We start from the raw sequence: 23,348 nt of genomic DNA, 5'->3' as shown, positions 1-23,348 counted from the left end.
TCAATGCCTTTCGGTGAGCGTCGCCGCGGCGATCAAGCGGGAGGAGGAGTAGCCGGCCACGGTGGGCAGGATGGTCACGGTGCCGCCGTGGCGTTGCACCGTTTCGGCTTCGGGAAGCTCGGCGGCCACATAGTCGCCGCCCTTCACCCAGATGCCGGGACGCAGGGTGTCCAGCAGTCGCTCGGGGGTCGGCCCGTCGAAGATCGCGACGGCGTCGACGCACGCCAGCGCGGCCAGGACGCGCGCCCGGTCGACGTCGCGCATCACCGGCCGCCCGGCACCCTTGAGCGCGCGCACCGACGCGTCTGAATTGACCAGCACGATCAGCGCGTCGCCGAGCTCACGGGCCTGCCGAAGCAGCCGGACGTGCCCGGTGTGCAACAGGTCGAAGCACCCGCCGGTGGCCACCACGGTCCGTCCGTCGCGGCGCAGCCGTTCGGCCAGGGCGATCGCGTCAACCGCGGCGGTGTCCTCGAGTTGCGCTGCGGCGCTGAACATGTCGGCGCCGGTGCGGGAAACCGGGGTCGAGACCGCGGCGGCGCCGCCGGCGGCGACGAAGCGGGCGGCGTCGGCGACCGCGGCTTGCACCGCGGCGACCGGGTCGGCCCCCGCACCCAGGGCAACGGCGGCCGCGACGGCGAACCGGTCCCCGGCCCCGCAGACGTCGGCCGCGCCCCTGGCCGCCTGGGAGGCGCGCTCCGGCACGCCGACGTGCTGGGCCCGCCGCCGGCGACCGTGCACACGCGCGCCCTGGGCGCCGCGGGTGATGCACACCGCGGCGGCGTCCCACTTGTCCAGCAGTACTTCTCCCGCATCGCCCCCGCTGTCGCCGCAAAACTGGCGCGCCTCTTCGTCGTTCGGGGTCACCAGCGCGCATCCCGGCACCGGCGGCGCGCCCCGCGGATGCGGATCCCAGACCACGGGCACGCGGGACGCCACACCGGACAGCGCCTCGCGCACGGCGGGCAGCGCGGTCACGCCCGCGCCGTAGTCGGCGACGCAGATCGCTCGGGCTCCCGCGAGGGCCTCCGTCACCTCGACGGGCAGCGGCCGGTTCAGGGGGGCGGCGTCGCCCCGATCCAGCCGAAGCATCGACTGACCCCGCGCCCGAATCCTCGTCTTGGTCACGGTCGTCCCGGTCATCGGCAGCGCAAGCACTTTGACGCCGGCGGCCGCGAGCAGCCCGCGCAGCTGCCGGCCGGCGTCGTCGGGGGCGATGCCGGTGATCAACGCCACGCCGGTCTCGGTCCTGGCCGCGAGCAGGGCCGCCAGCCCGGCACCCCCCGGCCGTTGTACGAGCCGTTCGGCGTCGACCACCGGCACCGGGGCCTCGGGGCTGATTCGGGTCGCCGAGCCCAGCACGTCGATGTCGAGTATCGAGTCACCAATGACGACAAGCGGTTTGGCCGTCATGACGCCGCCTCCCGCAGCAGCACGTCGTCGAGGGCCATGCACAATCCGTGAATCAGCATCAAGTGGATCTCCTGCACCGTGGCCGTGGTCGGGGCGTCGACGCAGATCGCCTCGTCGCACATCGCGGCCAGCACGTTGGGCTCCGGACCCGTCAGCGCCCACGTCACCATCCCGATGCCCTGCGCCGCCTTCGTCGCGGACAGCACGTTTCGGCTGGTCCCACTGGTGGACAGGGACACCAGCACGTCGCCGGGCCGGCCGTGCGCCCGCACGCCGCGCGCGAACATCTCTTCGGTGCCGTAGTCGTTGACAATCGCAGTCAACGCCGACGTGTCGGCGTGTAATGCGATGGCGGACAGCGGCATTCGCTCCTCACGAAAGCGGCCGACGATTTCGGCGGTGAGGTGTTGCGCCTCCGCCGCGCTGCCGCCGTTGCCGCAGGCGAGCAGTCGGCCCCCGTTCGTCAGCACCCATGCCAGCTGCCGGCCCCACCTGCGCAGCCGGTCCGCCTCGGAGCTGGTGCGGCCCACCGCCTCGCGCAGCGCATCGAAATGCACCTCGATCATCGCCTACCTCCCTCTTGCAATACCGCGTCGAGCAGTTCGGCGTCGCTGATCTGGTCCAGGCACGGGTGGCCCGGCGCCGGACAGACCCGGGCGCGGCTGGCCCGGCACGGCGCGAACTGGTCGCCCAGCACCCGCACCCGGCGCCCGAAGGGGCGCCATTGCGCGACCGGCACCACGGGCGCGAACAGCGACACCACCGGCGCCCCGACCGCCGCGGCCAGGTGCGCGGGCCCGGTGTTCGGGACGACGACGACATCCGCAGCGGCGAATACGGCCGCGAGTTCGGCGAGGGTGGTCCGGCCGCCGAGGTCGAGCGCGACATCGCCGGCGACGGCGGCGGTCAGCTCGGCCTCGTCCGAACCACCGGTGACGACGACGCGGTAACCGGCGCCGGCGAGCGCGGCCACCATGGCCGCGCTGCGCGCCTGGCTCGGGCGCCGCGCCGGCACCGCGGCGCCCGGATGGAACACCACGAAGGGTCCGGGCGGGATCCGCCGCGGCGGCGGGCCGCAGGCGCGGATCCGCAGCGCGCCGTCGTCGCCGGCGGGCAACCGGCAGCCGGCCGCCTCGGCGAGGGACAGCGCCCGTCGCGGCTCGGGGATTCCGTCGGGCACGTGGTGTCGCAGATCCAGCAGGGCGCCGGGGTAGTCGGTGCAGATCGCGCCCACCCAGGGAATGGAAGCCATCCGGCACAACAGCGCCAGCGGCAGCGGCGACTGGTGAAACGAGGTGAAGATGTAGACCCGGCCGGGGGCGATGTCGCGCAGCTGCTTGATCAGCGCGCCGACGTGGTCGGCGGTCAATTCGGGGGAATCGAAATCCACCCAGGGCGCCTGCCATTCGACGATCTCGTCGACCCCGACGAGCAGTTCGGCGGCGTCGCGGCCGCGCGGTCCGACCAGCATCACCACCCGGTCGTGGGAGTTGGCCACGGCGCGGATCGCCGGACCGGTGATCAGCACGTCGCCGGCACTGTCCAGGCGGGCCACCACTGCGGTGTTCGACGCGGTGTTCACCGGCACTCCCGCAAGACCAAAGAAGCCGCGTGGCAAAGGGTTTCGGCGACACGGGCGTGGGCTCGGGCGTGCTGGATTTCGGCGGGCAGCGTGCGCGCGGTGGGCACCAGCACGGCCGCCGCGTCGGCGGCCAGCGCGGCCCGGACGTCGCCCCCGGTGTCGCCGATCAGCACGCACCGCTCGGGCGGCACCCCCAGCGCCTCGGCCGCCGCCAGGACCATCCCCGGTTCGGGTTTGCGGCACCGGCACCCGTCGGCCTCCCCGTGTACGCACACCTGCCAGGCGTCGAACGGGCCGAGGACCTCGTCGACCCGGGCGTTGACGGCGCTGAGCTGCTCGGGGCTGATCAGGCCGCGCGCCACGCCGGACTGGTTCGTCACGACCGCCAGCAGCAGGCCCCGCCGGCGCAGGCGGGCCAGGGCCCGGTCGGCGCCGTGGGTGGGTAGCACGCCCGCGGGGTCGTTGAGGTAGGGCTCGTCGACGATCAGGGTGTCGTCGCGGTCGAGCAGCACCGCCAGTGGCGGGTCGCGCCGGGCCCGGCGAAACGTCCATTCGCCGGCCAGCCGGTGCGCGACCGCGGCCGGCGGTATCGCGACGCTGGTGGCCGAAAGCCGAAGGGCCTCAACGGCAGACCGCGGCCCGGCGCGCCACCGCCGCGCCGCGAATTCGGCCGTGAGCGCCAGCCACAACGCCGCCGCCGCGCCGGCGAGCGGGCCGCGGCGCGCGAGGGCGGCGGCGACCGCGACGCCGCCAGCCGCGGTGGTGGCCAGGTGCGCCGGCATCCGGCCCGGTCCCTCACCGATCTTGGCCCGCCAGGACCGGCCGTGCTTGCGGCGCATCAGGGCGTTGTCGCGGTTGCCGACCTGCGCGCGCACGCTCGACCGCCAGGTGCTCCCGGCGACGGGATGGGTGCAGCGACGCTCGCCGCGCACGATCCGTCCGCCGGCCTCGGTGATCCGCAGCGCCAGGTCGGAATCCTCGCGATAGGCGCGCGGGAACCGCTCGTCGAATCCGCCGACCGCGACCAGCATGTCGCGGCGGAACGCCATGTCGGCGGTGATCCACCGCGCTTGGGCCAGCCGGAGGGTTCGGCGTTCGTCGTCGGTGGGCGGGCGCGAGGCCGGTGCCGGCACCTCGATCACCGCCTGCGAGCCGGCCGCGCCGGCCGCCTCGGCGGCTCGCAGGTCGGCGGCCAGCGCCGAGGTCCACCGCGCATCCGGCAACACGTCGTCGTCCAGGAAGCACACCCAGCGCGCGCCGGTGGCGCGCCACCCGGTGTTGCGGGCGGCCGCGGGGCCCCGCCCGCCGCTGCGCAGCACCCGCACCGGCAGCCCGACGGGGACGGGAAGGTCGGTGGCCGTGCCGGGCCGGTCGTCGACCAGCACCACCTCGGCGGGTGCCGGACCGGCGCCGCGCTGCAGCGCAACCAGCAAGCGGCGCAGGGATTCCCGGCCCACCGTCGGCACCACGATGGCGTAGTCGATGGTGTAGTCGGGCTGGGCGGCCGTCATCGCTGCCGCCAAACCAGGTAGGGGCCGACTGCCAGCACGTCGATCGGGGAACTGCCGAAGACCTCGAGCGCGTCGCGCGGGGTGTCGACCATCGGGCGCCCGGCGGTGTTGAAGCTGGTGTTGACCACCACCGGGACCCCGGTGCGCTCGGCGAAGCGGCTGATCGTCGCGTGCAGGCGCGGGTCCGCGTCCGCATCGACGGTTTGGATGCGCGCGGTGCCGTCGACGTGGGTGACCGCGGGGATGCGCTCTCGCCAGTCGGCGGCGACGTCGTGCACGAACAGCATGTAGGGGCTGGGAAGCGGCCCGCGAGAAAAGATTTCGCCGGCCCGCTCGGCGAGCACCATCGGGGCGACCGGCCGGAATTGCTCGCGGCCCTTGACTGCGTTGAGGCGCTCGAGGTTGGCGGCGTGCCGCGGATCGGCCAGCAGCGAGCGGCCGCCGAGCGCCCGCGGCCCGAATTCGGCGCGCCCCTGGAACCATCCCACCAACCGGTTGTCGGCCAGCGCGTCGCCAATCGCCGCGGCCAGATCGGTGGGGCGCTGGTAGGCGACTGCCGCGTCGTCGAGCGTCGTCCGGATCTGCTCGTCGGACCACCCGCGGCCCAGCTGCGCCGTGGGCATCGGGGCGATCGGCTCGCCGAACGCGGCGGCCAGGCTGAGCGCCGCTCCCAGCGCCGTGCCGGAATCGCCGGCGGCCGGCTGGACCCAGACGCGCTCGAAGCCCGACTCCGCGTGGATGCGGGTGTTGGCAACGCAATTCAGCGCCACCCCGCCGGCCAGGCACAGCGCGTCGCCGTCGGTGCGGTCGCGCAGCCAGGCGACCAGGTCGAGCAGCACGTCCTCGACGACGCGCTGCACGCTGCAGGCCAGGTCGGCGTGCACGGGATCGAGTACGGGCTCATGGGGCCGGCGCGCGGGGGCAAGCCGCTCCCAGTCGATCGGCTCGGTGCGAAACCCGCCGTCGGCGCAGGCATACACCCGCTCGCGCAGCGCGTCGGCGAACCGCGGGCTGCCGTAGGAGGCCATCGCCATCACCTTGTATTCGTCGCTGGAACGCGCGAAACCCAGGTGCTCCGTGAGGCTTTCGTAAAGCAACCCCAGCGAGTGCGGCAACGCCTGGGAGGCCAGGACGTCGAGCTTCTGGTCGCGGTACACCCCGGCGAGCATCGAGGTGCGTTCGCCGCGACCGTCGACCACCAACACCGCCGTGTCCGGGTGCGGCGAGGCCAGAGCGGTCGAGGCCGCGTGGGCGACGTGATGGCGGATGTGGCAGACCGCGGCGGGGTTGAGCCCGGGCACCGCGGTCGCCAGGAAGCGCGGCGCGCGTTCGGCATACATGGTGCGCAGGTGCTCCCAGTCCCGGTCGAGCCCGGCGGGATCGATCGGCTGCTCGTGCATCAGGGCCGGGTCGTAGGAGTATCCGACCGCGTCGATCTCCTGCGGCGCCAGGCCGCCGGCCTCGAGGCACCAGCGGATGGCCGAGGTGGGCAGCTCCCAGGTGGCGAACGGCACGGCCTGCTTGCCGTGCTTGCGCCGCGAGAACCGCTCTTCTTCGGCGGCCGCCACCACTTCGCCGTCGACCACCAGGGCGGCGGCTGAATCGTGGAATACCGCATTGACACCGAGAATTCGCACGTTACCCCCTACTGCGCCAACCGCTCGGGCTCCGAGACCCGCCGGTGCGGGTCGTCGGCCGTGATGCGGAACCATTGGACGGTGATGCTCAGCCCGGCGCGGTAGTCGATCCGCGGCTCCCAGCCCAACTCCCGGCGCGCCAGGGTGATGTCCGGGCATCGGCGTTGCGGGTCGTCGACGGCCGCTGGGGTGAGCTGGATCGTGGAGGTGCTGCCGGCCAGCTCGCGGATCAGCTCCGCCACCGCGCGCACCGTCAGTTCGATGGGATTGCCGAGGTTGACCGGCCCGCTGAAATTGCTGCGCGCCAGGGCGATGAGCCCGGCCACGGTGTCGTCGACGTAGCACAGCGAGCGGGTCTGCAGCCCCGTGCCGGACACCGTCAGCGGTTCCCCGCGCAGCGCCTGACGACAGAACGTTGGAACCATCCGCCCGTCATCGGTTCGCATGCCCGGCCCGTAGGTGTTGAAGATGCGGGCGACGCCGACGTCGGCGCGGCCCAGCCGGTGGTAGGCGAACGTCAACGCCTCCGCGTAGCGCTTGGCCTCGTCGTACATGCTGCGTGGGCCCACCGGATTAACGTTGCCCCAATAGGTTTCGCGCTGCGGATGCGATTCGGGATCGCCGTATACCTCGCTGGTGGAGGCCAGCACGAACCGGGCCCCCGCGCGCTCGGCGATGTCCAGCGCCGTCGCCGTGCCCGCCGACCCGGCGAGCAGCGTGGCGATCGGCATCCGCTGATAGTCGATCGGCGACGCGGGCGACGCCAGGTGGAACACGGTGTCGAACGACGCACCGAGGACGTCGACGGCGCCGGGATCGCAAATGTCCTGCCGCACAAACTCATAACCGGTCCGCCCGGCCAACCGCGACGCCGCCCCCGGCGGGCTGGTGGACAGGTTGTCGACGCTGACGACTTTCACACCCATTCCGAGCAACCGCTCGCACAGGTGGACGCCCAGAAAGCCGGCGCCCCCGGTGACAAGCGCCCGCGATAGTGGCCGCAGCGCCCGCGCGCGTGCGGAGGCGATCTTCGATCCGGTGAAAATGCCCTGAGCCATCGCGCTATCCGGAACGGCTGTTGAGCGTGCTGACCTCGCGCCGCACCGGCGCCAGCTTTTCGTAGACGCGCTCCGTGTCGGTCGCGATGCGGTCCCAGGTGTAGCGCGCCCGGGCGCGGTCCCGTCCCGCGCGGCCCATGGCGGCGCGCCGCCGCCCGTCGTCCAGGAGCGGGTTGACCGCCCGGGCCAGTGCGGCGGAATCCTTCGGCGGCACAAGGCGACCCGTCACGTCGTCGACGACGGTATCGCGAATCCCGCCGACCGCCGAGGCCACCACGGGCACCCCGCAAGCCATCGCCTCGAGCGGCACGATCCCGAAGGGCTCGTACCACGGGGTGCAGGCCACCACGTCGGCCGAACGCAGCACGGCGGGCATCTCGCCGCGGGTGATCCCGCCGAGCAGCCGCACCCGGTCGGCCACACCGAGCTGATCGGCCAGCCGTTGCAACCGCCGTGCCTCGTGGTCGCCGGGCAGGGCCAGGCGGGCCGGGCCGCCCACGATCACGAGTTCGGCGCCGGGGATGCGCGGCATGGCCCGGATCAGCGTCTCAAAACCCTTGCGCGGCACCAGGCGTCCGACCGAAACGATCCGCTTCCGGACTCCGCGCGGCGCGGCGGGCCCGTCCGGATGGAACGCGGCGATGTCCACACCGCAGGGCACCACCGACGTGTGCGAGCGGGCACGGCCCATGCGGACGAGCTCGAAGACTTCGTCGGTGCTGGTGGCCGCCACCCAGTCGGCGCCGCGCGCGACGACGGTCTCCAGCCCGATGCGGCAATCCGGGCTGGTGTCGTCGGTGCCCTGGTGTTGCCGCTTGACCAGGCCCAGCGCGTGGAACGTCTGCACGGTGGGGATCCGGTGCGGTCGCGCCGCGCGCTGGGTGGCCAGCCCCGACATCCAGAAGTGGGCGTGAGCCACGTCGGGCGGTCGGGCCCGCCAATGCCCCGCCAGGTAATGGGCGAAGCCGTACATGTATTGCAGCAGTTGATCTTTCGGCAGCACGCGGGCCGGGCCCGCGGGCACATGCACCACCGAGTAGCCGTCCTCCGTCTCGACGCAGTCGGGCAGGTCGGGGTCGTCGCGGCGGGTGAACACCACCACGTCGTGGCCCCGCCGCGCCAGCGCGGCCGACAGCTCGGCGACATGCACGTTCTGCCCGCCGGCGTCGACGCCCCCCAGGTGGGCAAGCGGGCTGGCGTGTTCGGAGATCATCGCAATCCTCATGCGGGCTCCCTTCTGAATTCACTGCACTGTTCGGAGATCACTTCGTCCCATTCGGCGAGAAACCGGTCCAGCCCGAAGCGGGCGGTGGCGAATTCGCGCGCCGCCTTCCCGGCAGCCACCGCGGCCGCGTGGTCGTTCATGAAATCCCGCAGTCCGCCGCCGAGGGTGGTGACGTCGGCGGCGACGACGCCCGCCTCGCCGGGCACCACCAGGGGCGCCATCGTCGTGCCCACGGCCACCACCGGCATCCCGAGGAACATCGCCTCGATGAGCGAGAGTCCCAACGACGTCCAGCGGGCGGTGTGCAGGTACACGCGGCGCCGGGCGATCTGGTCCCACAGCTGCGGGGCCGAAACGTCGCCGCGCCCGGTGACGCCGCCACGGTTCTCGTACAGCGACTCCGTGCCGATGCCCCACACGTCGATCTGCGCGTATGCCGACAACGGTTCCAGCAGGTCGGCCCCCACGGTGCGCCCGCGCCGCTGTGGCTCGTTGATCATCGTGGCCGCCCTCAGCACGTCGCCGGTGTAGCGCGGGCCCGGATCGGCCATGCCGTGATCGATCACCCGCGTCGGCGCCCGGCCGTTGTCCCACATCAGCCGGTTGAATTCGGTCACGTGAACGAGCGGGATGTCGCCGCGGTCCGCGACATGATGCCGGCTGCGCTCGGCGAACGGGCGCGGGGCATTGTGCTCGACGTACACCGCGGGCACGTCGGCGCCGGCGCGCCGTCCCGCCCACCGGGCCACCAGCGCGGCCTCGTGCGGACGCTGCAACACCACCAGATCGATGTGCTGGCCTGCCAGTTCGCCGATCGCGATCTCGTGCGCGTTGGGCCACTTTCGCCCGGCCAGCCCGATGCCGTCGGCGCCGCGGTCGTCGGCCACCGGAATCAAATACCGGTGTCGGCCCGCGACGAACGCCTGTGTCCAGGACCCATGGACGTGCCACAGCAGCACGTTCTTCGCGGAGCCTGAATCGAGCATGGCGAGCGAAATACCCTATAGGTCATTACATAAACGGCATTCCTGGCGCCGTCTCCTCCCGCGTGGAGCGCGTCCCTCAACGCATTCGTGCACCAGTTACGTTGCCGTGCAACCACTTTCAAGCGAACGGACGACGGCCTGAGCGCCGCGGCGCACCCCGCCGCCGTCCATTGTGCGAAATGTCAGAGGCATCGGTCGCATGCGCGCGGCCAGCGCCCCCCGGTTGTCCTGGCACGTTTGGCGGCCGCCCAGCTCGTCGGGCGAGAAACACTTCGCAATCTGGATATGACCGCGTCGGCCACCGCGACGCGTCGGATCACGCGGTTTTGGGCAGCTGCGATGCTCCGGATGCGCTGTGGCCCTTGGCAACTCGACGAATGAGCATGCGGGTCGCCTTCTCCAGGATTTCCTGTTTGGCCTCGGGTCGACGGGCGCGTTCGGCTCGGCGCACCGCCGTTTGGATCGTCAGGCCCTGCTCGTAGCCGCTGACGACGCGCGGGTCGACATAGGATCCGCGGGCCACCGCGGGGGTGTTGCCGAGCTCCTCGGCGACCTCCTTCATGACCGCGGACTCGACGCGCTTGATCACCCGCTGCGACACGGGCGGGTCCGCGTCGGCGAAGGCGGCCGCCGCCAGCACCGTGCCGTGCCAGGTGCGCAGGTCCTTGACGGTGTACTGGTCGCCCACCATCTCCTTGAACCGGGCGTTGAGGTCGTCGGAGCGGATGTCGACCCATCCGGATCCGGTACGGCACACCAGCAGTCGGTCGGTGCGCTGCGGGCGGCGGACCAGGGCGCGCACCGCGCGAACGATTTCGGCGTCCTCGATTTCCACCGTGCGCCGCACCCCGCTCTTGGCGGGGAAGTCGAATGCGACCGCGTGGCGGCGCACTGTCACGTGGCTGCACAGCAGGGTGGCCAATCCGTAGGACTCGTGCTCCTCGGCGTATTGCTCACCGCCGGCGCGGAAGTAGCCGCGGTCGAGCAGGCGCAGCGCGACCGCCAGCACCCGCTCGCGCGTCAAGCCGCGGCGCGTCAGGTCTTTGGCGATGCGCGCTCGCCACAGCGGCAACTGCACCGACAGTTCCAGCACGCGGTCGAATTTCTCCTCGGCCCGCTCCTGCTGCCAGGCCGTGTGATAGAGGTACTGCCGCCGCCCGGCAGCGTCCGTGCCGACGGCCTGAATGTGGCCCTTGGGATCCGGCGAAATCCACACCTTCTTCCATGCGGGCGGGATGACAAGGTGCTTGATGCGCGCCAGGGTATCCGGGTCGGACAGCAGGTTGCCCTCGGGGTCGTAGTAGGCGAAGCCCTTGCCCCGGCGTTTGCGTGCGATCCCCGGCTTGGCCAGATCGCTGCGACGCAGTCGCATGGTTGCCTCCAGTCCCGTTGGCTGACTGCACAAGTACCCGCTCAATACCCGCCGGCGGTACACGCGAAACGACCCGCCACGGCGTTGTGGCGGGTCGTCTCTCGGCGGGGGTCAGCCGGCCATGAACTCCTGGTAGGCCGATTCCAGGAATGGCGGCAGCGCCTTGACGTTGCACTGCCGCTCCGTGTCGCCGATCGGCGCCAGGATGCCGCGCAGGTCGTAGTACTGCTGCGGATGCGAGGTGAAGTAGCCGCGCAGGCTCGACTCGGCCTCCGGCCGTGGCTGGCCGTAGGCGGCGGTTACCACCTGGTTGGCGTCCGGGTGGGCGGCCAGGTACTGCTGTGCCGCGCCCTGGACCGACGACACGGTGGCGTTCACACCGCCGGGGCTGCAGTCGGGCGCTGCGGCCGCGGACGGGGCACCGATGATGCCCACGGTCAACCCCCCGAGCAGGAAGCCCGCGCTGATGCCGGCAACTCGCCGGCGCGCGACGATACTGCTGTTTTTCATGATCAGTCTTGTCCTTCGAAATTGATCAATTGATTTCTTCTCAGAGAGGCTCCCGATCCTCGAAAACCAAGGTAGCGGAAGCCAAAAGGGACCGTGTTCGCCGAATTAGAACACCGCTAACCACGCGCGGCCCGATCGCCCCATGAGCCACATTTTCGCTAAGTGAGCAAATAAATACGACCGCCAATGTTGAGAATTCTTAGAGAACGGGCCCGGTTCTTAACCAATCGTGACACCGATCGTGACGCAACCGTGACCTTGCTCGCGGGGCCTAACGGCTGGTGGGGGAGAGATCCCGCGTTCGCAGCACCGTCGGTGGATCACCGCCGTCCGCGGCCGACTCGCCGTCCGCGCCAGGGGATGAAAGGGAGCGAAGCCACGTGTCGAGGTCGGGGCCGATGACGATGGCGCCGTCGGACGCCAACAGCGCGCCGGTGGCGAGCGCACCGAGCGCGGGCGGGACGGTGCGCACGCGGCGCTTGTCGCCGCGCTGGTCGAGCAGTTTCGACGTCAGTTCGGGCAGGCGGACGGCCTGCGGGCCGGCGATCGTGCGTGGCCGATGCGTCTGCGCCAGGGCCGCCTCGACCAGCACGTCGGCGACGGTGTCGGCGGCGATGGGTTGGATCAGCCAGTCCTGGACGACCACCTCGCCGTCGCGGGAACTCACCGCGGCGGGGTTGGTGGCGAACTCGTACCACTGGGTGGACTTGACCAGGGTCACCGGCACCGGGCCGTCGAGCGCGATCTCCTTGGCGGCGCGTTTGGCCTCGTAATACGGAAAGCCGTCGAACGAGGGATCTTCGATTCCGGCGACCGTCAACACCACCAGCCGCTGCACATCGCGGGCGGCGCAGGCTCCAACGACGTTGCGGGTTGCGGTGGCCACCGTCTGGGTCATGTCCGACCCCCCGTCGGCCGGCATCGGGTTGGAGGCGTCGATGACGACGTCGACCCCCGCCAGCGCCTGGAATAACCCCCGCCCCGAGATGACGTCGACCCCGTGAGCGCGGGAGATCTCGACCACCTCGACGTCGCGGGCCTTCAGCCGGGCGACGACGCGGGACCCGGCCGTGCCGGTCGCCCCTATGACAGCGATGGTGCTCAGTGAATCCACCCCCTTGAGCAGTCGGGGGCAGTAACTACCCGGAATTTCCGCTTTCAAACGAACGAGTCCGCACAGCGAAACCCTCGGCCCGCAACCGGGCGAGGGTGTTTGGCCCTGCGCCGGGCGGGAAGCCGGTAGATGCGAATCAAGACGTAACCACCGAGAGGGAGGTCGACCAATGGGCGATCAGAAGAGCGGACCGCAAGAGGCCGTCAAGGGCACCGTCGAAGGCGTCAAGGGCAAGGTCAAGGAGGTTGGCGGAACCGTCACCGGTCGCGACGACCTCGTCGAAGAGGGACAGGCTCAGCAGGACAAGGCCGACGCCCAGCGCGACGCGGGCAAGAAGGAAGCCGAAGCCGAGTCGGCGCGCGCGGGCGCCAAGGCCGCCGAAGAGCGCCAGAAGGAAAACCAGTAAGCCATCTCCACTGGGGCCCGGTCCGGCAGTCGGACCGGGCCCCTTGGTTTCAAACGGAAACGCCGGGTTATTCCTGGTAAGACCGCCCGGCGTGGCGGCTGGAGGTTAGGGATGGTTTTACGCGACAAGGTGTCGAGCATCATCGCGTTTCTGCGCGCCGGTTACCCAAGCGGTGCGCCGGCCCTCGGCTACGCGCCGGTGCTGGCGTTGTTGCCGCGGCGAGTGTGCGACGACGAGGTCACCACCATCGCGACCGCCCTCACAAGGCGCCGTCCGATCGACGACGCCGACGTCGGGGCGGAGATCCTCCGGGTCACCGACGAGCTGCCCGCGCCGGACGACGTGGACCGGGTCCAGCGGCGACTCGACGCCATGGGATGGGCCTGAGCGCTCAGGCGTGCTCCAGGTCGACCACCAGCGGCCGGTGATCGGAAATCGGCATCACTTCGGACTGCACGGCGCCCCCGCGCAGGCCCGGGTCGTCGGTCAGGATGTGGTCGAGCTGCCGGTTGGGGGTGTCCGCGGGAAAGGTCGCGGCCGTGGCCAGGGGCCGCATGCCCGACCACCGGCGCACGGCGTCGGGCGTCATGTTGAGGTCACCGGTGAGCAGCCGCGGACCCGGGAAGCCGTGCAGGTCGTGAATCAGCCGGCGCAGCTGGCGCCGGTTCCACCCTGGCACGAAGGACAGATGCGTGTTGGCCACCGTGAGGCCGCCCCACGGGGTGTGCAGCTGCGCGATGACGGCGGCGCGCGGTTCCTCGTCGACGACCATCACCCGGTTCGGTCCGGGCAGATACATGGGAAACCGCATGGGAATACGGGGCAATCGCACCACCTGCCAGCTGGCCACGGGATACCGGGACAGCAGCGCGATCCCATAGGCCGCCGTGCCGGGTTGCTCCTCGCCCGTAGCGGCCATCCAGGTCGCGCCCGGCGTGCCGGAGATCGCGGCGACGAACCGATGCTCCACGGCGCCCATGGCATCCGCCGCGACCGCGGTGAGGTCGGCGCGATCGGACCGGGGTTGTTCGCAGTCGACCTCCTGCAACCCGAGGATGTCGGGATTCAGGCGGCGCACGCAGTCACGCAGCCGCCCCGGATCCACCCCGTTTCCGACGGTGCGGCCGTGCAGGATGTTGAAGGTCGCTACGCGCATACCCTTTTCGATACCCACTCCCGGGCCGCCGTCACCGGTGTTCGAACACCTCGATAACGAGGTCGCGGTCCCCGTAGCGGGCGACCGACGTCAGCCCGGGCGTCTCCGCGATGACGGCGTGGGCCGCGTCGCCGGTGAGCGGATGGTCGGCTACGGGGTGGCGCCAGTGTGCGGCAACGACTTTCGCCCCCGGCCGCAACCGCGGGCATTCGCGGGACAACACCGTGGCCAGCGCGTCGGCCTCCAGGTCGCAGGCGACCTCGCTGAGCATCAGCAAATCGAAGGGCCCGGGCGGCCACGGCGCGTCCCGGGGCGATAGGTACAGCGTCACCCGATCCCGGCTGCCCGCCCGCCGCAGCCGCGCGTCCGCGCTGCGCAGCGCCGCATCGGCCACATCCATCGCGGTCACGCGATCACACCGGGCGGCCAGCTGCGCGGTCAGCGTCCCGGCCGAGCAGCCCGGCTGCAAAGCGTGCCGATACCGGCGGTCGGGCAGCACCGCCAAGGTGATGGCGTCCCTGCGTTGCTGGTACCACGGCGTCGGCAGCGGCCGGGGATCCTCGATGCCGGCATACGCCGCGGTGGTCACCGGAACACCACCTCACCCACCGCGAGGAGCCGTTGCAGCACGAACGGTGGGACGGCGGGCGATACCCCGCCGGCGGCCGGCTGGAGCTGGCTGCGAAAACAATGCGCGGCGAGGCGTTTGCGGGCGAGCGCCCGAGTCGGCACGGGCACCGACCGGGCGCGGTGCCAGGGCACCGTCGGGTCGGCCGGGCTGGCCCAGTGCCACATCCACACCGGATATTCCAGCAACGCGGCGCCGGTGCGCCGGCACGCCTCCGCGGCCGCGCGCCCCACGGCCTCGTGATCGGGGTGCCCGTCGCCCCGCCACGTGGCGGCGCACCACGTCCCGGGCGCGGCGGCGTCGAGAATGTCCGCGAGGAGGTCGGCGACCTCGCCCTCGTGATCGGCCAGGTTCCCGTCGGGCAGCCCCAGAGATACCGGCTCGGAGATCCCCAAAATACTTGCGGCCCGGCAAAGTTCGTATCTACGAGTGATCTCCCAACGGGTCCGTTCCCGGGCCGTTGCACCCGGTCGGGCCGCGCCACCGTCGGTGACCGAAATCACCTGCACGTCAACGCCCGACGCGACCAGCTGCGCGGTGGTCGCGCCGAGTCCGAGCGTCTCGTCGTCGGGGTGGGCCGCGACGACGACCAACCCGGGACACGCGCTCAGGTCCAGCGGAGGCAGCGGTTCGGAGTGCAGCGCTGCCAGCCACACCGGCGCCGGCGTGCCGCCGCGGGTCAGCGGCTTGGCCGCAAACTTGGCGCAATTGCTCGCCCGCAGGGTTTTCATGGCCTTCATGGCCTGCGTCCGGCGAGGCGCCCGAGCTCGGCAAGGTCCCGCTCGGCGTGGCTTTGCCGGATGTAGATGGTCAGGTCGGCGACGCGCTGGGCGTGTCGCCCGTCCTGACAAAGCGGGCCCGGCCCCAGGGCGCGGCCGGTGCGCGTGATGGCCTCGTCGACCGCGTGTTCCACGACCGTGCGCGCGCGACGGGCCAGCAGCTGAGCGGTATTGGACCGGTCGAACGGATCGGTGTCGATCTGCATCGCCGCGGTGGTCAGGATGGCCTCTCCCGCGGCCAGGGCGGCGTCCACCGCGCCCAGGTGCGCCAGGGAGTAGGCATCGGCCGAATCGCTTGTGGCGCAGCGGTATAACGGCTCCGCGACCCGCCGCGCACCGCCGAGCCAGCAGGCCGCGACGCCGGTGGCGCCGTGCCAGAACCCGGGCCGGGTCAGGTAGTCGTCGGGATCACCCACCGCGACGGCGCGTGCGTTGGTGAATTGCACGGCCCTGGTGTCGCTTCCGGCCATCCCGACGTTCCACCAGGTGGTCGGGAGCGCCTTGACGGCGGGTTCGGTGACCGGCACCGCGAACAGCCCGCACCGTCCGTCGTCGAGGCGGGCGGTCACCAGGGCGTGCGTGCAGAACCCGGCGCCCGAGCACCACACCTTGGTGCCGTTGAGGATGATCGCGCCACCGCGGATCCTGGTGGCGATCAACGCATCGTCGGACGATTCGGCCGCCCACACGCCCCACAGCTGATCGGAATCGGGCGGCTTGCCGCCCAGCTCGTGCAGGATCGCGACGGCGTCGGCGTGGGCCTCGGCGATCCGGGCCGCCACGATGTCCTCCTCGGCCAGCCGGGCCAGGCGTTGCCAGCGCTCGGCGGTCCGTCCCGAGGCGGGCAACGGCAGCTCGAGCCGTCCGGACTCGAGCCAGTGCCGCACCAACCCCGCCGTCATGCCTGATCACCCACGATCACGACGGCAGCCCCCTCGCACACGGCCAAGACAGGGGCTGACATAACACAAGACTTGCCAGTGTGACGGCCGCTTAAACGGACGATTAAACAGACGACGAACGATGTCACGCGAATCCGCAGCAGGTTGTCCCACCGAAAGGGGGGTATCACCTATGCACGATGACAGCCACCCAGAGCCCCTCGGGCGTGTCCTGCAATGAGCTGCGGGAGGCGTTGCGCGGCGCGGCGTCGGCGCTCAAGGAAAACGGGCCGCGCTTCGCATTGGCCGGCACGTACGCATTGTGGGCCTTCGGCGCGCCCGAACCCAGCCACGACGTGGATCTCGTCGTGGCCGAGACCGACGTGGCCAGCGCCGAGGCCACCCTCGCCGGCGCCGGATTCGCGATCGAACACCCCCCGGAGGACTGGTTGTTCAAGGCGCGAAGCGGCGACACCGTCGTCGACGTCTTGCACCGCATCAACGGCGAGCCCGTGGAGCCGGCGACGCTGGACTGCGCCGAACAGCGCGACGTGTTGGCGATCGCGATGCCGGTGCTGCCGCCGACCATGGTGGTCATCCAGAAGCTGCGCTCCCTGAACGAACATCACTGCGACTTCGCCAAGCTGCTGCCGCCGGTCCGGGCGGTCCGCGAAAGGCTGGACTGGGAGCACATCAGGTCGCGGACCGCCGACAACGACTACGCGGTCGCCTTTTTGGTGCTGGCCGACCGGCTGGGGCTCACCAGCTAGGCGCGTTGTGGCTAGCCGCGTTGGGTGTGCGCTGGCAGTTTTCCGTGTGCACCGATGGTGGGATTCGGGCGATTCTTCCGCCCAGGATTCACACGCAAGGACCCCAATTCACGCAACGTCCTGAGGCCCCGGCTCACATGCGCGCGTCAGTGGTTGCGCAGCTTGGCGACAACTTGTCCTTGGTCAGGCTCGAATAGCCGGACATGCCAAGTTCTTTGGCCTTCTTCTTCAACTGCGGGACCGTCCAGTCGGCATAGGATCCCGCCTTGCCGCCCTTGCGGCCGACGGACGACTTGCCCCGGCCCGCGGCCGCATTGGAGATCCGCGCGGCCTTCTCCTTGGACTCGCCCTTCTTGCGCAGATCCTGATACATCTTCTCGTTCTTGATCGACGATCGCGGCACGATTCATCCTCCTTTACGGTTATGCCGGCACCGGGTCGGTTTGGCGCTCCCAGCAGCGGTGGCGGGCAAGCGCGGCGGCGAATTCCTCGGCGAATTGATCGGGGAAGTCGTCCGCGGCCGCCTTCGTGGTCACGACGGACCGGTCGTTCACCACGTCTGCGGCCGACTCGCCGTCGGAGGCGAGGCGGGCATCGATGTGCGCGGCCCGCAGCATATCGATTCCCTTGCCGTACGCACCGATCGGCTTCAGGTGCTTGTAGGCCTCGACCACGAAGTGCATGGCGTAACCGTCCTCGGAAAGCGTCGCTACCGAGTCCGGCCCGCACGCCACCACCACCGCGTCGTAGAGGACCGATGCCATCGTGGTGAATGCCCGGTCGACGGGGAGCTCCCCGCCCGAACCGCCGCGCAGGGTGCCGCCGGCGACGGGGGCCAGGACCTCGACCATCGCGCCGCGCTGGGCCATCAGCTCCTTGAAGCGTTGCGTTCCAACGACATCCACGCCGTCCGCGGCCAGCACGGCGATCTTGCGCGACTCGATGCTGTCCGCAGAATTCGCGGCACCGATCTGGGACAGCGCCGGCGAGGAGGCAACCTCGCCGTCGACGGCTTCGTCGGGCGGCGCCGGCAGGCCCAGCTTCGCCGCCACCCGAGTGGCCAGCCCGTGGTCGACGCGAGCGAGTTGGGTTACCACCGCCGAACGGATGTCGGGCACTTCGACCTTGCCCAGTTCGAAGGCGAAGGCGGCGACGATGTGTTCGGTCTCGACCGCCGACATGCTCTTCCAGAACATCCGCGCCTGGCCGTAGTGATTCTCGAAGGACTTGGCGCGCTTGCGCATCGCGGCGCCGTCGATCCGCTGCGTGTAGTGGCGGAACACGTCGTCGTTCGCCAGCGCCGGACAACCGCCGCCGAGGGTGTTCTTGTAGTAGCTGGTCCGGCCCTGCGGGATGGCGTGTTGCGAGTAGCCGTCCTGCTGGTTGTTGCGGACGTCGGCCACCGGCCGGTTGACCGGCAGCTGCGCAAAGTTGGGCCCGCCCAGGCGGATCAACTGCGTGTCCAGGTAGGAGAAGTTGCGGAACTGCAGCAGCGGGTCGTTGGTGAAGTCAATCCCCGGCACCACGTTGGCGGTGTGAAAGGCGACCTGCTCGGTCTCGGCGAAGAAGTTGTCGGGGTTGCGGTTCAGCACCATCTTGCCGACCGGACGAACCGGAACCTGTTCCTCGGGAATGAGCTTCGTCGCGTCGAGGAGGTCGAAGTCGAAGTTGAACTCGTCGGCCTCGGCCACGAGCTGCACCCCGAGTTCCCACTCCGGATACTGGCCGGACTCGATGGCCTCCCACAGGTCGCGCCGGTTGTAGTCGGGGTCCTTGCCGGCGATCTTCTGGCATTCGTCCCAGATCAGCGAGTGCACACCGAGGCGGGGCTTCCAGTGGAACTTCACGAAAGTGCCTTCGCCGCGGGCGTTTACCAGGCGGAAGGTGTGCACACCGAACCCCTGCATCATGCGGTAGCTGCGCGGCAGCGCCCGGTCCGACATCAGCCACATGATGGTGTGCAGCGTCTCGGGCTGCAGGGAGACGAAGTCCCACAGCGTGTCGTGTGCCGAGGCGGCCTGCGGAATCTCGTTGTGCGGCTCGGGTTTCACCGCGTGGACGAAGTCGGGGAACTTGATGCCGTCCTGGATGAAGAAGACCGGAAAGTTGTTGCCCACCAGGTCGTAGTTGCCCTGCTCGGTGTAGAACTTGGTGGCAAAGCCACGCACGTCGCGGACCGTGTCGGCCGAGCCGCGCGAGCCGGCCACCGTGGAGAACCGCACGAACACCGGGGTCTGGGTGCCCGGCGTGGTCAGGAATTTCGCCGCGGTGTACTCGGCCAGCCAGTCGTCATACGGTTCGAAGAAGCCGTATGCGCCGGCGCCGCGCGCGTGAACCACCCGCTCGGGGATTCGCTCGTGGTCGAAGTGGGTGATCTTCTCCCGGGCGTGAAAATCTTCCAGCAGCGTGGGTCCCCGCTCGCCGGCGGTCAGCGAATCGTCGGTGTGATCGACGCGGACGCCCTGCTGGGTGGTCAGGTATCCGGTGTCGCGGCGCACGCGCGACGGCTCGAGGTCGCGTTGCTTCGGGTCAGGTGTGTCGTTGGCTCCCATGGGGCTCGGTTACCACGGTTGGCGGGTCATAAACGGGCCTGCGTTTTCCCTGTCTAACGACCGCCCGGTTACGTAGGCTTGATGCGGGTAGCCGAGGGTGGTGATTGACGCGACCAACCAAAACGATGGGCTGCGCGGAGTGGTCGCCATCGGCGCCTCGGCCGGCGGAGTCGAAGCGCTCTCACGGCTGGCTGCCGGCTTGTCGCCGGATTTGCCATACGCCTACTTGATCGTGCTGCACGTGCCCGCCGGTGCGCCGAGCGTGCTGGCCCGGATCGTCGATCGCAGCGGACCGCTGCCGGCGGTCACCGCCGAGGACGGCGCTATGCTGCAGCCGGGCCACATCTACGTCTGCGGCCCGGATCGTCATCTGCTGGTGGCCGACCATCGCGTTGTGCTGTCTCAGGGGCCGACCGAGAACGGGCACCGGCCCGCGATCAACGCCTTGTTCCGTTCGGTCGCCGTGGCGTTCGGCCCCCGCGCGATCGGCGTGTTGCTCTCGGGTGTGCTCGACGACGGCGTGCTGGGGCTGGCCGCGATCCGCTCGCGCGGCGGCACCACCATCGGCCAGTCGGCCGAGGACGCGCTGTTCCCGGCCCTGCCGACCAACGCGCGCGAGGCTGGCGTGCTGGATCGGCAGGCCGCCGCGGCCGAGATCGGCGCGCTGCTCAAAGAGCTGTCCCAGAGAAGAATCGAGGACTCCGACATGGAACCCGACGCGGCGCTGGACCTCGAGAACCGCATCGCGATGAGGTCGCGGTTCTCGACCGACTTCGACACGCAAGAACTGGGCGTGCCGTCCGGCTACACCTGCCCGGATTGCAATGGCGCACTTATCTCGCTCAGCGAGGGCCACTTCCGTTGCCGCGTCGGTCACGCCTGGACGGCCGACGCCCTGCTCACCGCGCGCGACGGCGAGATCGAAGGCGCCCTTTGGGTCGCGCTGCGCAGCCTGCAGGAGAAAGCCAAATTGGCGCGGCAACTGGCCGACAAAGCCGGTCCCGGTCTGCTATCTCGCCACTACAGCACGGTGGCCGAGGAAAGCGAACGGGCGTTGGCCGTGCTCGGCGACCGGCTCGCGGCCACCGCCCCGGATCCCGGTGATCCCGGTGGCTGAACCGCGGTCGACGATCCGGATCGAGAGGGCACCCCGACACGACGTGCCGATCCTGGCGATGGACGGGGTGCTGGACAGCTCCACGTACCGGACCGTGCGCGACACCGTGATCAAGGCCGCGCTCGACGAGCCGCGCGCGGTGATCGTCGACGTCAACGGTCTGTCCGTGCCGTCCGCGTCGGCATGGACCGTGTTCACCAGCGCCCGCTGGCACGTCAGCGTGTGGCCGGACGTGCCGGTCCTGCTGGTGTGCGGGCAGCCGCAGGTTCGGCGGTCGATCGCCGCCGGCGGCGTGACCCGATACGTGCCGGTGCACCCCACGCGGCTATCGGCGCTGGACGCCGTGCGCGGCCAGCCCTTGGCCATCCGGCGGCGGGCGCGAAGCGAGCTACCGGCAGCCGGGCAAAGCGTCGGCCTGGCCCGCGCGATAATCACCGACTGGCTCACCCAATGGGACAAGCGCGACCTGATCCCGGTCGCCGCCGCGGTCGGCACCGTCTTCGTCGAAAACGTCCTCGACCACACGCAGAGCGCACCGGTGCTCATCGTGGAGAGCCATCGGGACACCATCACCGTCGCGGTGGAGGATCGCAGCGACCGCCTGCCCGGGAGGCACGAAGACGGCGATCGCGGAGCCGAAATCGTCTCCGGGCTGGCGATCGTGTCCGCGTTGTGCCGCGCCTGGGGCGCCACTCCGACGTCGTCGGGCAAGACGGTCTGGGCACTGGTCGGGCGCGAAAATCTCCTGTGACGTCGGAGTAGTGTTCGAGTCCGACAGCAAACGCTCTTGCGACGGGACCTTGATGGACGGCACGACGGACGAGGCCTTCGAGGCTTTGTTGCGCTACATGCGCGATTCCCGGGGCTTCGACTTCACGGGCTACAAGCGCACGTCGCTGATGCGCCGGGTCCGGCACCGCATGGACCAGGCGGGGTACACCACATACGAGGAATACCTGGACGTGCTGCAGGCCAGCTCCGACGAGTTCGCCTCGCTGTTCAACACCATCCTGATCAACGTCACCGCCTTCTTCCGGGACCCCGAGGCCTGGGAATTCGTCAGCGCAGAGGTCATCCCGCGGATGCTGGCCGAGCGCGGGCCGGGTGACCCGGTCAGGGTGTGGAGCGCGGGATGCGCGTCCGGACAGGAGGCCTACACGCTGGCCATGCTGCTGGCCGAGGCGATGGGACCCGATGAGTTCCGTCAGCGCGTCAAGATTTACGCGACCGACATCGACGAGGAGGCGCTTACCGAGGCGCGCACGGCATCCTACGACGCCAAGGCCGTCGAGTCGGTGCCGCCGGATCTGTTGACGCGCTATTTCGAACAGGTCAACGGCCGCTACGTCTTCCACAAGGATCTGCGCCGCGCGGTCATCTTCGGGCGCAACGACCTGGTCAAAGACGCGCCGATCTCGCGTGTCGATCTGCTGGTGTGCCGCAACACCCTGATGTATCTCAACGCCGAGACACAGCGAAACGTGGTGGGGCGCTTGCATTTCGCGCTGGCTCCGCAGGGAACCTTGTTTCTCGGGCACGCCGAGATGCTGTTGAGCCACAGTGACCGCTTCGCTCCGTTGAACCTCAAGAACCGGATCTTCCGCAAGGTCGCGGGCACGCAGATCGCGGGCGATCGCTACGACCCGGCCGCCGCGTTCTACGAACGCCACGGCGAGCTGCCGGGCTTGACCACGGTGCGCGACTTGGCTTTTCGCGCCAGCCCCGTCGCCCAGATCGTCATCACCGGCGAGGACACCGTCGCGATGATCAACCAGCAGGCCGAGAGCGTCTTTGGGCTCTCGGCCCGCGACATCGGCCGGCTGCTGCGCGACCTCGAGGTGTCTTACCGCCCGGTAGAGCTGCGTGCCTACCTCGAGCAGGCCAAGGTGGAGCGGCGGTCGACGCGGATCCCGGACGTCAAGTGGCAACGGCCAGGCGCCGACACGGTGTGGTTCGAGATTCACGTCAATCCGCTCGTCGACGCCGAGAACGGCCTGCTCGGTGTATCGATCGTGTTCTTCGACGTCACGGCGACGCGCGCCTTGCTCGACAAGGTGGTGCAGACCAACCGCCAGCTCGAGGCGGCATACGAGGAGCTGCAGTCCACCAACGAGGAACTCGAGACGACCAACGAGGAACTGCAGTCCACGGTGGAGGAGCTCGAGACGACCAACGAGGAGCTGCAGTCCACCAACGAAGAGCTCGAGACGATGAACGAGGAGCTGCAGTCCACGAACGACGAACTGCACACCATCAACGAGACGCTGCGCGAACGCAGCGTGGAGCTGGACGATGCCAAGAACTTCCTGGATTCGCTGATCAACTCGGTTCGCCTGGGGATGGTCGTCGTGGACCGGGAAATGCGGGTGGTGGTGTGGAACCGGGGCTGCGAGGACCTGTGGGGACTGCGGGCCGACGAGACGATGGGCTCGCGGTTGACCGGGCTGGACATCGGACTGCCGCTCGATAGCGTGCGGCCGCTGATCGGCAACGCGTTCGTCGATGGGGAAAGTTCCGGTGAAACGGTGGTCGACGCCGTCAATCGGCGCGGGCGCCCGGCACGGGTACGGGTGGTTTGCGCACCGTTTCGATCGGGCGACGCGAGCGTCGGCGGCGCGCTGTTGCTGATGGAGGTCCTGAGCCAGTCGTAG

General features: G+C 70.2%; 22 protein-coding genes and 1 pseudogene. 6 read left to right on the top strand and 17 right to left on the bottom strand.

Features of this window, described 5'->3' with window-relative positions:
• The 11 genes from AWB92_RS30075 to AWB92_RS16110 all read right to left on the bottom strand — a co-directional run bounded on the left by AWB92_RS30075 (position 1) and on the right by AWB92_RS16110 (position 12,408).
• The gene (locus AWB92_RS30075) at positions 1 to 1,413 is read right to left on the bottom strand and encodes a PfkB family carbohydrate kinase (protein ID WP_085187126.1); all 1,413 of its coding nucleotides are present in this window, start codon (positions 1,411 to 1,413) and stop codon (positions 1 to 3) included.
• On the bottom strand, positions 1,410 to 1,979 hold the full coding sequence (locus AWB92_RS30070) for an SIS domain-containing protein (protein ID WP_085187123.1): 570 nt from the start codon (positions 1,977 to 1,979) through the stop codon (positions 1,410 to 1,412). Before AWB92_RS30070 ends, AWB92_RS30075 begins: the two co-directional genes overlap by 4 nt.
• The gene (locus AWB92_RS30065) at positions 1,976 to 3,001 is read right to left on the bottom strand and encodes a glycosyltransferase family 9 protein (RefSeq protein ID WP_241523475.1); all 1,026 of its coding nucleotides are present in this window, start codon (positions 2,999 to 3,001) and stop codon (positions 1,976 to 1,978) included. The genes AWB92_RS30070 and AWB92_RS30065 overlap by 4 nt, the downstream gene beginning before the upstream one ends.
• Positions 2,992 to 4,506 carry an HAD-IIIA family hydrolase gene (locus AWB92_RS16145; protein ID WP_085187208.1) on the bottom strand — a complete coding sequence of 505 codons (1,515 nt, stop codon included), beginning with the start codon at positions 4,504 to 4,506 and terminating at the stop codon, positions 2,992 to 2,994. The genes AWB92_RS30065 and AWB92_RS16145 overlap by 10 nt, the downstream gene beginning before the upstream one ends.
• Entirely contained in the window at positions 4,503 to 6,143 is a 1,641-nt protein-coding gene (locus AWB92_RS16140) for a carbamoyltransferase C-terminal domain-containing protein (protein ID WP_085187120.1), read from the bottom strand. The genes AWB92_RS16145 and AWB92_RS16140 overlap by 4 nt, the downstream gene beginning before the upstream one ends.
• A gap of 8 nt (positions 6,144 to 6,151) precedes the next feature.
• Entirely contained in the window at positions 6,152 to 7,201 is a 1,050-nt protein-coding gene (locus AWB92_RS16135; RefSeq protein ID WP_085187117.1) for an NAD-dependent epimerase/dehydratase family protein, read from the bottom strand.
• Positions 7,202 to 7,205: 4 nt separating this feature from the next.
• The gene (locus AWB92_RS16130; RefSeq protein WP_085187114.1) at positions 7,206 to 8,426 is read right to left on the bottom strand and encodes a glycosyltransferase; all 1,221 of its coding nucleotides are present in this window, start codon (positions 8,424 to 8,426) and stop codon (positions 7,206 to 7,208) included.
• Positions 8,423 to 9,412, bottom strand: coding sequence for a glycosyltransferase (locus AWB92_RS16125; RefSeq protein ID WP_085187111.1), 990 nt, complete (start codon positions 9,410 to 9,412; stop codon positions 8,423 to 8,425). The genes AWB92_RS16130 and AWB92_RS16125 overlap by 4 nt, the downstream gene beginning before the upstream one ends.
• A gap of 316 nt (positions 9,413 to 9,728) precedes the next feature.
• Positions 9,729 to 10,784, bottom strand: coding sequence for a DNA topoisomerase IB (locus AWB92_RS16120; RefSeq protein ID WP_085187107.1), 1,056 nt, complete (start codon positions 10,782 to 10,784; stop codon positions 9,729 to 9,731).
• 111 nt (positions 10,785 to 10,895) lie between these two features.
• Positions 10,896 to 11,294 carry a heme-binding protein gene (locus AWB92_RS16115; RefSeq protein ID WP_068112203.1) on the bottom strand — a complete coding sequence of 133 codons (399 nt, stop codon included), beginning with the start codon at positions 11,292 to 11,294 and terminating at the stop codon, positions 10,896 to 10,898.
• A 271-nt stretch (positions 11,295 to 11,565) separates the two neighbouring features.
• Positions 11,566 to 12,408: an NAD(P)H-binding protein gene (locus AWB92_RS16110; protein WP_085187104.1), complete on the bottom strand. Its 843-nt coding sequence runs from the start codon at positions 12,406 to 12,408 to the stop codon at positions 11,566 to 11,568.
• Between the two features lie 169 nt (positions 12,409 to 12,577).
• On the opposite strand from AWB92_RS16110, the gene AWB92_RS16105 reads away from it, so the two are divergent.
• Positions 12,578 to 12,814, top strand: a complete 237-nt coding sequence (locus AWB92_RS16105) for a general stress protein CsbD (protein ID WP_068112195.1) — start codon at positions 12,578 to 12,580, stop codon at positions 12,812 to 12,814.
• Between the two features lie 111 nt (positions 12,815 to 12,925).
• Positions 12,926 to 13,201, top strand: coding sequence for a DUF3349 domain-containing protein (locus AWB92_RS16100; protein ID WP_085187101.1), 276 nt, complete (start codon positions 12,926 to 12,928; stop codon positions 13,199 to 13,201).
• 4 nt (positions 13,202 to 13,205) lie between these two features.
• Here the strand turns inward: AWB92_RS16100 and AWB92_RS16095 are convergent, their stop codons facing one another.
• The 4 genes from AWB92_RS16095 to AWB92_RS16080 are packed head-to-tail and all read right to left on the bottom strand — an operon-like array spanning position 13,206 to position 16,279.
• A complete protein-coding gene (locus AWB92_RS16095; protein ID WP_085187098.1) occupies positions 13,206 to 13,970 on the bottom strand; it encodes an endonuclease/exonuclease/phosphatase family protein in 765 nt (254 codons plus the stop codon).
• Between the two features lie 31 nt (positions 13,971 to 14,001).
• Positions 14,002 to 14,559, bottom strand: a complete 558-nt coding sequence (locus AWB92_RS16090; protein WP_085187095.1) for a class I SAM-dependent methyltransferase — start codon at positions 14,557 to 14,559, stop codon at positions 14,002 to 14,004.
• Positions 14,556 to 15,329, bottom strand: coding sequence for a PIG-L family deacetylase (locus AWB92_RS16085; protein ID WP_085187205.1), 774 nt, complete (start codon positions 15,327 to 15,329; stop codon positions 14,556 to 14,558). Before AWB92_RS16085 ends, AWB92_RS16090 begins: the two co-directional genes overlap by 4 nt.
• A gap of 5 nt (positions 15,330 to 15,334) precedes the next feature.
• Positions 15,335 to 16,279: an acyl-CoA dehydrogenase family protein gene (locus tag AWB92_RS16080; RefSeq protein ID WP_068183547.1), complete on the bottom strand. Its 945-nt coding sequence runs from the start codon at positions 16,277 to 16,279 to the stop codon at positions 15,335 to 15,337.
• 179 nt (positions 16,280 to 16,458) lie between these two features.
• Between AWB92_RS16080 and AWB92_RS16075 the strand changes: the two genes are divergently transcribed.
• Positions 16,459 to 17,028, top strand: a complete 570-nt coding sequence (locus AWB92_RS16075; RefSeq protein ID WP_085187092.1) for a nucleotidyltransferase — start codon at positions 16,459 to 16,461, stop codon at positions 17,026 to 17,028.
• A gap of 146 nt (positions 17,029 to 17,174) precedes the next feature.
• On the opposite strand, the pseudogene AWB92_RS16070 reads toward AWB92_RS16075, so the two are convergent.
• Positions 17,175 to 17,431, bottom strand: a pseudogene (locus tag AWB92_RS16070) (Rho termination factor).
• 19 nt (positions 17,432 to 17,450) lie between these two features.
• Entirely contained in the window at positions 17,451 to 19,580 is a 2,130-nt protein-coding gene (locus AWB92_RS16065) for a catalase (protein WP_085187088.1), read from the bottom strand.
• A 97-nt stretch (positions 19,581 to 19,677) separates the two neighbouring features.
• On the opposite strand from AWB92_RS16065, the gene AWB92_RS16060 reads away from it, so the two are divergent.
• Genes AWB92_RS16060 through AWB92_RS16050 form a run of 3 tightly spaced genes read left to right on the top strand, consistent with a single transcriptional unit; the run spans position 19,678 to position 23,348 of the window.
• The gene (locus AWB92_RS16060) at positions 19,678 to 20,697 is read left to right on the top strand and encodes a chemotaxis protein CheB (protein WP_085187085.1); all 1,020 of its coding nucleotides are present in this window, start codon (positions 19,678 to 19,680) and stop codon (positions 20,695 to 20,697) included.
• On the top strand, positions 20,690 to 21,448 hold the full coding sequence (locus AWB92_RS16055; RefSeq protein WP_085187202.1) for an STAS domain-containing protein: 759 nt from the start codon (positions 20,690 to 20,692) through the stop codon (positions 21,446 to 21,448). Before AWB92_RS16060 ends, AWB92_RS16055 begins: the two co-directional genes overlap by 8 nt.
• Positions 21,449 to 21,500: 52 nt before the next feature.
• Entirely contained in the window at positions 21,501 to 23,348 is a 1,848-nt protein-coding gene (locus tag AWB92_RS16050) for a CheR family methyltransferase (protein ID WP_085187082.1), read from the top strand.

This window comes from Mycobacterium sp. IEC1808 (genome assembly GCF_002101935.1).
In the GTDB taxonomy this organism is placed as follows: Bacteria; Actinomycetota; Actinomycetes; order Mycobacteriales; family Mycobacteriaceae; genus Mycobacterium.
This window is presented reverse-complemented; position numbering and strand designations above follow the sequence as displayed.